The 11,760-nt window shown below is 55.0% G+C and carries 5 protein-coding genes; 1 reads left to right on the top strand and 4 read right to left on the bottom strand.

Going from position 1 to position 11,760, the window contains the following annotated elements; translation table 11 throughout:
- Positions 1-213: 213 nt before the first annotated feature.
- Positions 214-1,458, bottom strand: a complete 1,245-nt coding sequence (gene amiC / locus H0248_RS04565) for an N-acetylmuramoyl-L-alanine amidase AmiC (protein WP_180784933.1) — start codon at positions 1,456-1,458, stop codon at positions 214-216.
- Between the two features lie 364 nt (positions 1,459-1,822).
- Here amiC and argA point away from each other — a divergent pair, with 364 nt between their 5' ends.
- Positions 1,823-3,166, top strand: coding sequence for an amino-acid N-acetyltransferase (gene argA / locus H0248_RS04560; protein ID WP_180784932.1), 1,344 nt, complete (start codon positions 1,823-1,825; stop codon positions 3,164-3,166).
- A 177-nt stretch (positions 3,167-3,343) separates the two neighbouring features.
- Here argA and recD read toward each other — a convergent pair whose 3' ends face one another.
- Genes recD through ptrA form a run of 3 tightly spaced genes read right to left on the bottom strand, consistent with a single transcriptional unit; the run spans position 3,344 to position 11,738 of the window.
- A complete protein-coding gene (gene recD, locus H0248_RS04555) occupies positions 3,344-5,227 on the bottom strand; it encodes an exodeoxyribonuclease V subunit alpha (RefSeq protein WP_180784931.1) in 1,884 nt (627 codons plus the stop codon).
- Complete coding sequence (recB, locus tag H0248_RS04550; protein ID WP_180784930.1) at positions 5,224-8,805, bottom strand: exodeoxyribonuclease V subunit beta; 3,582 nt, start codon at positions 8,803-8,805, stop codon at positions 5,224-5,226. Before recB ends, recD begins: the two co-directional genes overlap by 4 nt.
- Positions 8,802-11,738 (bottom strand): pitrilysin, encoded by a 2,937-nt coding sequence (ptrA, locus tag H0248_RS04545; RefSeq protein ID WP_180784961.1) that lies wholly within the window; start codon positions 11,736-11,738, stop codon positions 8,802-8,804. Before ptrA ends, recB begins: the two co-directional genes overlap by 4 nt.
- Positions 11,739-11,760: the final 22 nt, after the last annotated feature.

The following is an 11,760-nucleotide window of genomic DNA, read 5'->3' as shown; positions in this document are numbered from 1 at the left end:
CGAATCCGGCCCCCGCAACCAATTAAGGTTCTTTAAATTAAGAACCGCGCGATAAGCACCTTAACGGGTGCTTTTTTGTTTTCTACGCATTATGTGTTTCTACGAACTACCTATTTATACGAACTACCTGTTTCTACGTACCGTACCCCAGGCATCATTCCCTCTGAACCGCGCCAGTTAGGCGCGGTCATCGTATGACATCAGCAACATCAACTACTGCTGAGCCTGACTGGCAAAGTAGGCCTTAATTCCTGCAAAAATGGATTCGGCAATCTGCTGCTGGAAATGGCTGGTACGTAGCTTGCGCTCTTCTTCCAGATTGCTGATAAATGCCGTCTCAACCAGAACAGACGGAATATCCGGCGCTTTCAATACCGCAAATCCAGCCTGATCGACACTGTTTTTATGCAGACGATTCACCCTGCCCAGTCGGGTCAGGATCTCTTTACCAAACTTCAGGCTGTCGCCAATCGTCACGGTCTGCACCAGATCGAACATGGTGTGATCCAGATAGCGGTCGCCGCTCATGCTCACGCCACCGATCAAATCCGATTCGTTCTGGGTCTCTGCCAGAAATCTGGCGGCAGTACTGGTTGCCCCTTTTTTCGACAGGGCAAAAACCGACGATCCTCTTGCCGATCGATTGGTAAACGCATCCGCATGAATCGAAATGAACAGATCGGCACGCTGCTTGCGCGCTTTCGCCACCCGTACGCGCAGCGGAATAAACACATCTTCATTACGCGTCATATAGGCTTTCATGTTGGATTCATTGTCGATCAGCTTACGCAAGCGGCGGGCAATCTGTAGCACGATGTCTTTCTCGCGCGTTTTATTCTTGCCAATCGCGCCGGGATCTTCACCGCCGTGACCGGGATCGAGCATGATAATCAGCGGACGATCCCGTCCAGCTTTCCCGGCTTTCGGCGCTTCTGCTGGCAGCGTGCGTTCCAGATCGCCTTTGTTGTAATCCTCCAGCAGCGCCAGCAGCGGGTCGTCTTCGTTGTCGTAGCGCCCTGCGGCGGGATATAAATCCAGTACCAGTCGGTGCTTGAATTCAGCCACTGGCCCCAGCGTAAAGACTTTGGTCGTCGCCTGCAACTTGAGCTCCAACACCAGGCGCACCGTGGTTTTATCAAACTGGCCGATGCGCGCTTCTTTAATCAGCGGGTCGTTATCTGACTTAAACTGGCTGGCGATCTCCTTCAGCACGCTGTTCAGATGAACATTTTCGATATCCACCACGATGCGTTCAGGATTACTCAGACTAAACTGTTTATATTTCAGCGGGTGATTGGATTCCAGCGTGACGCGGGTATAGGCGGAGGACGGCCAGACGCGCACGGCCACGACCTGTGTCGTCGCTGCCATTCCTACACCACTTACGCTTAACAGCCAGGTTGCTGCTGCGCTTTGTAATAGACGCCGTCGAGTCAGATGATGATTCGAATGAGACATGCCGCTCCGATCTGATTGCTGTGCGCTATCCTGCATTGTTGTGTTGCGAATGCTCGGGATAGGCCATTAAAAAATGAATAAAGGTAAAAATTGTCAAAAACTTTAACGAATCTGCTCCACGCTGTCATGCAAAAATCCTGTGCATGCCCGTCATACTTCAAGCCGCATGTGCGTTGGCTTCTCTTGCTCACCCCAGTCACTTACTTATATAAGCTCCTAGGGACTCGCGCGGTTGCCGCCTTCACGCAACTCGAATTATTTAGGGCATGGTAGCAAGATGAAACAGAATCCTGACTTTTCTGGTTAATACTTCCTCTTGCCTTTTACGTCATAAAGAATAAAAATACATAAATTACGAATAAAAATGCAAAGAGGGCTCGTAGTGAAGGAACGGAGTACAGAACTGGTTCAGGGCTTCCGCCATTCAGTTCCCTATATCAATGCCCACCGTGGCAAAACGTTTGTCATCATGTTAGGTGGCGAAGCCATTGAACATGCCAACTTCTCTAGCATCGTAAATGATATCGGGCTGCTACACAGTCTGGGGATCAAGCTGGTGGTCGTTTATGGTGCTCGCCCGCAGATCGATGCCAACCTGACAACGCATCACTACGAACCTCTCTACCATAAAAATACCCGCATCACCGACAGCACCACGCTGGAGCTGGTCAAGCAGGCGGCGGGAATGCTGCAGTTGGACATCACCGCCCGGCTGTCGATGAGTCTGAACAACACGCCGCTACAAGGTGCCCACATTAATGTCGTCAGCGGTAACTTTATTATCGCGCAGCCACTTGGCGTGGATGATGGTGTGGACTACTGCCACAGCGGCCGTATTCGCCGCATTGATGAAGAAGCCGTTCACCGCCAACTGAATAGCGGTGCCATCGTGCTGCTCGGCCCGGTTGCGGTTTCAGTCACCGGTGAGAGTTTCAATTTAACCTCGGAAGAGGTTGCAACCCAGCTCGCCATTAAGCTGAAAGCGGAAAAGATGATCGGTTTCTGCTCCTCGCAGGGCGTGACTAACGAAGAAGGTAACATCATTTCAGAACTGTTCCCCGACGATGCACAGCAGCGTATTGATGCACTGGAACAGGCTGGTGATTACCATTCGGGTACGGTCCGGTTCCTGCGCGGTGCGGTCAAAGCCTGCCGCAGCGGCGTACGCCGTAGCCACCTGATCAGCTATCAGGACGACGGCGCGCTGCTGCAAGAGCTGTTCTCACGCGACGGCATCGGTACACAGATCGTGATGGAAAGCGCCGAGCAGGTTCGCCGTGCGACCATCAATGATATTGGCGGTATTCTGGAACTGATTCGCCCGCTGGAAGAACAAGGCATTCTGGTCAGACGCTCGCGTGAGCAGTTGGAAATGGAGATCGACAAATTCACCGTCGTGGTACGCGATAACCTGACTATCGCCTGCGCCGCACTGTATCCGTTCCCGGAAGAAAGCATCGGCGAAATGGCCTGCGTCGCGGTTCACCCGGATTACCGCAGTTCATCACGCGGCGATATGCTGTTACTGCGCGTTGCCGCTCAGGCGCGTCAGCAGGGTCTGCAAAAGCTGTTCGTGCTGACGACACACAGCATCCACTGGTTCCAGGAGCGCGGCTTTTTACCCGCCGAAGTGGAAATGCTGCCGAAGAAAAAGCAGGCGCTGTATAACTACCAGCGTCGCTCGAAGATTCTGGTGCTAGATCTCTGAGTTATCCCACTCGATAACACTTCTCGTGGCCGATCGTAAAATCGGCCACGCTATTTTTATCCGCTTATGGCCGCTTGCCAAACTCACCGCTCACGTTGTTCATTTCAATAAGCCATCAGACAGGGATATCATGCCAATTTGTCAACGCAATTCACACCTGCAGCGTATCGTACTTCCCTAACTGAATGGCATCTTACTAGCAGAAGAGCGCACCATTAATGCGCTAATTCTCTCTTCCAGGCCGCTATAGCGCTGCGTTGGCGTTTTCACCGCGCGACAGAGAATGCGAACATCGGTATAGAGTGACAAACGCTGGCGCGCACGCGTGATGGCGGTATACACCAGCTCCCGCGTCAGCACCGGTAAATAGTGGTTCGGCAGCACCAGCGCCGTATGATCAAACTCCGATCCCTGCGATTTATGCACCGTCATCGCATAGGCCGTTTCATGCGGCGGCAGACGGCTTGGCGTAACGTCTTTGGTTTCGCCATTTGGCAACGGGAAAAATACGCGCAGCTCTCCGTTGTCTCCCATCATGGCAATACCGATATCCCCATTGAACAGGCCTAATGCGGCATCGTTACGTTCAATCATGACCGGTCGGCCGAGATACCAGCGGTTAAGCGGATTACGGCTACGCTGAATCAGCCCAGCCTGATGCAAAGCCTGCTCAATGCGCTGATTCAGCCCTGCTACGCCAAATGGCCCTTCGCGCAATGCGCACAGTTGGCGATAGCGCTGGAAAGCAAGCAGCACAGCGTCCGGCGTGGCTCCCGCCACCACAAGCTGTAGATAATCACGATACCCTTCGACACACTGTGCCAGCATGGCCTGATACTCCTCAGCCGCGGTTAACGGGCTACAGGTAATATCGGCAAACTCGCCGTTTAACACAGCACGCACACGAGCGTCATCACCGCCGTTCACCGCCAGCGCCAGTTGGCCAATACCGGAATGCGGATCGAAACGGTAGCTCCGGCGCAATAGACAGATACTGTCACTGACCGTCGTCTGTCCTTCAGGACCACTTTCATCCAGCTTACAACCCGTCAGCCGCTGCAATTGCTGCGCCCGCGCGCGGCTATAGCCAACCTCGGCAAAACGACAGATATCGCCCAACACCGCCCCCGCCTCGACGGACGCCAGTTGATCGCGGTCACCCAGAAAGATAATTCTGGCGTGTGGCGGAAGCGCAGCGATCACATTCGCCATCATCGGCAGATCGACCATCGACGCCTCATCCACAATCAGTACATCCAGATGCAGCGGGTTGTCCTGATGGTGACGCAGGCGCTGACTGTCTGTCACCGCCCCCAACAGCCGGTGCAGGGTTGTCGCTTCCTGCGGAAACGCATCACGCAGCAGAGGATCCACCGCAAGACGGTGCAGGGCTTGCCCCAGCGACTCCGTGAGCCGCGCAGCCGCTTTCCCAGTCGGTGCCGCCAGTTGAATACGTAACGTCTCTCTCGTATTCAGCTCAATTAGCGCCGCCAGCAATTTGGCCACCGTCGTGGTTTTCCCCGTTCCTGGCCCGCCGGAAATCACCGCAATGCGGCGCGTCAAGGCGACAGCGGCGGCGACCTTCTGCCAGTTAACCTCTTCGCCCACGTCAGGAAACAGCCGATCCAGAACCGCTCGGATCGCGGGTTCATCGACGGGGATCGTATCGCGCTCGCTGGCGATAAACCGCGCCACGCGGCCTTCACTCTGCCAGCTACGCTGTAAGTACAGCTTTTCGCCTTGCAACACCAGCGGCGTCGGCTGGCTGCCGTCGCTGACGGCATCGGACGCCAGTAGACGCTGCCGCCATGCGGCAACCGTGTTTAGCCGTGCCTCCGCAAGAAGCTGTTGAGCCAGCTCAGGCTCGCGGCCGTCAAACAGCGTCTGGGCCTGCAAGTTCTCCAGCGGCAAACACACGTGCCCTGCGCCCGAATGTGCACTCAGGCAGGCGGCGGCCAACAGCAGATCGGGCTTTGTCTCATCTGCCAGCATTCTGGCGAACTGAACATCCAGCGGGCGCAGTAACCGCCGCGTCAGTGCCGTTTCAAGTAACGCAATCATGAGGGAATTCCTGTATCAGCATCGTCAGGCGTCTTTCCCTTAAAGAGCGCATCAAGCCCGAAAACAAATTCAGCAGAGGGACGACAGGCAAAGATGCCATTGCCGGGGTGAGACGCTTCAACGCCGCGTAAAAACAGATAAAACACCCCGCCAAAGTGGCGCTCATAGTCATAATCCGCAATGCGATGACGCAGATAGCGGTGCAAAGCCAGCGTGTAGAGCTGGTATTGCAAGTCATAGCGATGCTCGGCCATCGACTGCATCATGGCCGTTTGGGTGTATGCACTGGCGTCAGGGCCGAGCCAATTGGACTTATAGTCCAGCAGGTAATAGCGTCCTTCCCAGCGGAACACCAGATCGATAAACCCTTTCAGCATGCCTTTCACCTGCTGAAAAGAGAGCGCCGGACAGCGTGCAGATAGCGGGTCGTGATGTTTCGCCAGCCGATCGAGCTGCGCCGCCTGTATTGGCGTATCAATCGGTATATAGAACTGTAATTCGGCCTGCTTATCGACGTTCTCCAGTGCCGATAGCACGATCCCTTGCTCATTAAGCGGCGTATGCAAAAGCGTATCCATCCACGCCTTTAACACCGGGTGCCAGTGCGCTTCAAATCCCTGTAGCTGCAACTGCTCGGCTAGCCAGTCATCCTCAACGGGCTGAGTAAAATCCAGCGTTTCAAACAGGCTATGCAAAAACGTTCCCGGACTCGCGCCGCGCGGGAACGTATGCGGCGTCAGTTGCGTTTCATCCGCCTCCTGACGCTCGCCTATCGCTTCGATATCCAGACGCGGCACCAGATCCTGCGCGCTTGCAGAACCCTGCTGCTGAAGCCCCGAATAGCTGGTTACTCGCCAGCCGTCGCGCAACTGGCGTTCGATGTGGCGAGCCCGCAGCTCTGCCAGTTCCGGTCTATCCGGCTGCCAACGCTGTTCTTCCGTCGCCTGTAGCGGTGTTAGTGCGACACCGTCGCCAACCATGCCTTCCAGCTCGCTGACTAACGTGGCAGCTTCAGCTTCTTTACCGCGCTGGAGTAAATAGCCCAGCGCGCTCTGGTGCATATCGCTGCTGCCGTCTTTCTTACGCGACCGCTGAACGGGCGCAACACCCACGCTACAGTGGTAGATAGAACGGGTTAGCGCGACATACAGCAAACGTAAATCTTCCGCCAGCCGCTCTTCTTCCGCTAGCGTCTGGCTTTCTTCATTATTTTGCAGATCCAACACGGCCTGATAGCTTTCGCGATCGTGATAAATCCCCTGATCCTGCACGCGGAAGTTACTGATGAAAGGCAGCCATACCAGCGGGTATTCGAGCCCTTTTGATTTGTGGATCGTCACGATCTGCACCAGGTGACGATCGCTTTCCAGACGTAGCTGCTGGTTCTCTGCCTGCGGATTAGGTTGGACAATCTGCTGTGATAACCAGCGCACCAGCGCATGTTCGCTATCAAGGGTTGCAGAGGCATCCTGCAATAACTCACCGATATGCAGAATATCGGTAATGCGGCGTTCACCCTCCGCACTCGCCAGCAGGTTCTCCGCCAGTTGATGTTGACTCATCAGCGCACGCAGCATCGGCAGTACGCCGCGCTGACGCCACAGAGCACGGTAGCCCGCAAATTCATCGACCAACGCATCCCACGCGGCTTCGCTTTGCCCTAATGCATCAACCTGTTCGGCATCCAGCCCCATCAGAGCCGTCGCCATCGCGCTGCGTAACGTGCGCTCCTGTTCCGGTGCCAGCACCGCCTGCAACAGCCACAACATATCGCTGGCTTCCGGCGTGCTGAATACGCTGTCGCGATTGGACAGATATACAGAGGGAATGGACAAACGGCTCAGCGCGTCACGAATCAGCGAGGCTTCACGCCGGCTACGCACCAGCACACTCATGTCGGATGCCCTGACCAAACGGCGGGAGTCGTCAGTAACCAGCCAGGCTTCATTGCGCTGACTGGCCGCCAGCCAGTCACGAATCTGCGCCGCACACTGACGCGCCATCTGCTGTTGATAATCTCCTACGCCAATCGGTTCCGAACCCGTTAGCCAGAATTGCAGCGCAGGCTGAGGCAGCCCTGCAACCTCAAACACCAAACCGCGCTTAGACTCAGCAGGCTTAACCGGCAGGAAAGGGATGTTTTGAAAAATAAAAGGAGAGTCGAGGCGTTCAAACAGACGATTAACGCCATGTACCATCTGGTGCGACGAGCGCCAGTTCGTACCCAGCGTATAATGCGCGGCGACTTCTCCGCGCGCGTGCATGTAGGTAAAAATATCCGCACCGCGAAACGCATAAATAGCCTGCTTAGGGTCACCGATCAGCAATAGCCCACACTGCGGCTGCCCGACGTACAACGTTCTGAAAATACGGTACTGTTGAGGATCGGTATCCTGAAATTCATCGATCATCGCCACCGGATAGCGTTCGCGAATGGCGCTGGCAAGCTGTTCCCCGCCAGGCTGTTGCAACGCAACATCCAAACGACTCAGCAAATCGTCAAACCCCAGTTCTGCACGCTGCCGTTTTTCCTCACTCACCGACTCGCGGATCGCCGACAGCGCGCGAACAATGACTAAATCGCGCAGCGACAGCGGCGCTTCAAGCAGCCGTTCGGTCTCCTCAAAGAGAGTATGAACAGGCGGTTCGCCTTTCTTCGTTTTCTCGATTAGCGTTTGCTGGGCAAATCTCACCAGATCTTTCGGCAGTTGGTAATCCAGCGTCGGCTGCTCTGCCCACAGCGTGACTTTCTGTAGCCAGTTGGGAAGATGCTTACTGCTGTAGCTGCGTTTATCGACGCCAGAAGCACTAATCAGCGCTTCCAGGTCCGCTGCTGACGCCAGCCAGCGTTGTTTGTACGCGTCGATCGTCGCCACGATCTTCTCATGGCGGCTCTGCAACGTTTCGCCCTCTTCTGGCGGCAAGCGAAACACAGGCGCTTCACCGTGCAGATAGGGAGCCAGATCGGCCAGCAGGTTTTCCGGCCCTTTCCACTCCAGACCGACAATACGTGCGACCTCTACCGGCAACGGATAGCAATAACGACGCCAAAAGTCGGCACAGGCCTGGCGGCGCAGCGGCTGTTCATCTTCTATCAGCACCTGTTCGAAAAGCACGCCGGATTCAAACGCATTGGTACTGAGCATACGCTGGCAGAAGCCGTGGATCGTGTAGATCGCCGCTTCATCCATTTGGCGTTCTGCCGCCAGCAATACGTCGGCCGCATCGCGGTGATCCGAAATCTCCGCCAGCAGCTGCGCTAGCGACGTATCTTTAGGCTTATCTGCTTCTTCACCCTGCGCGCTTTTACGCAGGCAGGCGATGCGCAACGCGTGAATTCTGGCACGAATACGCTCCCGCAATTCTTCGGTCGCCGCCTCCGTAAAGGTCACAACCAGAATTTCCTCGACCAGTAGTGGACGTGGATACGCGGCTTGTTTCCCCAGCCCCAGCAGCAGGCGCAGGTAAAGCGCAGCCAGCGTATAGGTTTTCCCCGTTCCGGCCGACGCCTCAATCAACCGCTCCCCGAGGAGCGGCAACGTCATAACGTCTAATGATTGCGGCGCGGCATTTTTCATTCTGCTGAAACCTTACCGACCGCTGTCGATGCTGCTGGCGCAGGGATCATCGTAGGCGCTTTCTCACGCGGTAACGTTTTCTGCAATGAAGACGCATCCGCGTAGGTGTGCCATCCCTTCGGTGCGGCATAGTCGGCTTTACCATGATGGCTACCGGACACCTGCGACAGAATAGCCAGACCTTCTGGCTTCAGCGCCTTCTGGAAGAAGTCTGCCAGTTGCGTCACCGTCAGCGGTTTGATTTGTTCGAGCAGTTTCTCACGCGAGTCAAAAGCAAAGTTTTCCTGATCCAGATCTTTACGCAGTCGGCCAGCTTCTTCGCCTAAGGTTTGCGGGCGCTGATTCAGTTCATTCATCACGCCTTGCTTATACTGCGTGAACTCTTCTTCACTCATTTCACGCAGTCGTTTTTGCGCTTTCAGGTAAAAATCTTCATAGCGCTGATACAGATAAGCAGGCTGTTTGCTGTTGCTTTGCAGCAGGAAGGCAATGCCCATCTGTCGGCCGATCGTCGTTGGGAAGGCAAACACCGCGTAACCCAGTTGCTCTTCCGTTCTCAGTTGGCTGTAGAACCAAGGCTGAACGATCTGCCCCAGCACCGAGCTATACGCCATGCTTTCCGTTTCCGAATACCCCGTCGGTACATATACTGCTGCTAACGCAGAATCCGTGCTGCTGCCCGGGCGTTGCAGATTAGCAAGCTGCGGCTTACTGACTTTGACATCATCGCTACGCGACAGATTCTCGCCACCAGCCTTCAGATGCGCCTTCAGCGTATTCGCCAGCTCGGTAACTCGCTCTGGTGCCAGATTGCCGACGACCAGCATTTCCGGCGTAGCTTTTTGCAGCAGGTCTTTGCGGTAGTTAACCATGTCCTGTAAACGGATATCCTTCAGCAGGTTACGACGTTCTGCGCGCTCAAAGTAAGGCAATTGCGATATCGCCTGAACCGGCTGTAACGCCTGTTCAAAAGCTTTTGATTTCTCTACCGCATCCAATTGCTGTATGTACCAGGACTTTGCCTGCTCCAGCTGTGCTTCCGTCGAGGTAAAGGAGGCGTAGCCATCCGCCAACGTCAGCAGCAACCGTGGCAAATGCTGGGTATAGCCATTGGCGCTAATCACCAGACCATCATTGCTGCGGGTGGAGAAACTGATGCCGCCAATCGAAGCCTGATAGCTGAGTTCATCCAGCGCCAGACCGGCCAGATAATCGTTTAACGCAAACAGCACCTGATTACGGGCGGTACTGCGCGCTTCCTGATTACGCAGGAACAGCGTGATTTCCGCTTTCGGCTCATCAGCGAAGTAGTGGCTTGGCATATACAGCACGCGCAGCCCCGGCTGGTTCAGCAGAAGTGTCGGTTTAGGGATCGCCTTATCGGCTTTGATCAGGGAGAAATCATCCGGGATATAGGGATTGATCGTCGGCAACGACAGTGACATTTTCTGCCCCAGCGTTTTCCATTTTGCGAATGTTTCTGACGGGATTTTATTCATCTCGTACAGCGCATCGACAAAATAGGCCACTTTATTATGCGGCTCATTCGGGCTGATGACCCAGACGCGCGCGTTCTGCGGCGTCATCTCGTCCAGTCGTGCGGCGATAGCCTTCGGATCGTAGCGATCCGCAACATACTGCGCATCCAGCGTATGTTCGACCGGCACACGCAGCATGGTATCCACCAACCATTCGATGTAGTCCATATCACGGCTGATGGACGGGTAGCGGAAATCCAGATCCAGAACATGCGCGATCTCATCAAAATAGCGCTGCTGAATCCCTTCTGTGCGAATTTGTTGCAGGTAACGGAATATCGCAGCGATCACTTCATCACGCTGTGCCAGACCTTTATCGGTCAGCGAGGCTGAAATCGCGAACATGCCGCCATTACGGTCGATGATCGGCGAAGAACCCGCACCGATAGACTCAACCAGCCCTTCCTTTTGCAACCAGTCAGAGAGCGTATTCTGGCTGCGGTTGCCAAGCAGATAGCTTATGTAGGTATCCGTCTTGCTGCGAAATTCCTGGCTAATATCGCTGACGCGAAACTCAATGCGCAGCTGTTTTCTCGGCTGAGCAGGAACATAGTGAATCATTACGCCGCGCTGCTTTTCCGTCGTCACAGGAACGGTAACCGCAGGAACGCTGGCGTTGTGATTAGGAATGCGCCCGAAGGTATCAACCGCCAGTTTCGCCAGTTCAGGCAGAGGTTGATTACTGTAAATCACCCCTTTCATCAGGTTGGCGGAGTAGTATTGCTGATAGAACTTCACCAGCTCATCATGCAGTTTGCTGCCGGGTTTATCGCTCAGGGTTTCAAGATTGCCACCCGAAAAACGCGCGCTTGGGTGCGCCGGGTTCAGCGTTTCCGCCCCTACCTGCGCCATGCGGTGACCATCGCGCGAACGCGCCATCGTTAATTCCGCATTGACCGCATTACGCTCACGATCGGCATTCACCGGATCGAGCAGCGGTTCCGCAATCGCATCCGCCATCCGATCTACGGCTGGCCGCAGTGCATCATTTTCCACTTCCAGATAAAACGCCGTGCGGTAAGACGCCGTGCTGGCATTGTGGCTACCGCCATGCTTTTTCAAAAACTCGGACAGCGCCTCTGGCTCTGGGTAACGTTTCGATCCCATCAGCACCATGTGTTCGAGGTAATGCGCTAATCCTAGTTGATTATTGGGATCGTCCAACGAGCCAATAGGCAACGCCAGTGATGCCAGCGATTTGGGTGCCTGCGGATCGGAAACCAGCAGAACGGTCATTCCATTATCCAGTTTGATCGCCTGATATTGCCGCGGATCTTTTTCGCTTTTTCGAATCGTCTGAGCCAGCGGCTGCCAGCCCGTCTCAGCCCAACTCGCCGGAAGCCAGAATGTGAATAAAAGAAACCACCCGGTAATCCAGACCCACTGTTTACGCATGTTACGCATGCAATTCTCCAAC

Source organism: Pectobacterium brasiliense (genome assembly GCF_013449685.1).
GTDB classification, from domain to species: Bacteria; Pseudomonadota; Gammaproteobacteria; order Enterobacterales; family Enterobacteriaceae; genus Pectobacterium; species Pectobacterium brasiliense_A.
This window is presented reverse-complemented; position numbering and strand designations above follow the sequence as displayed.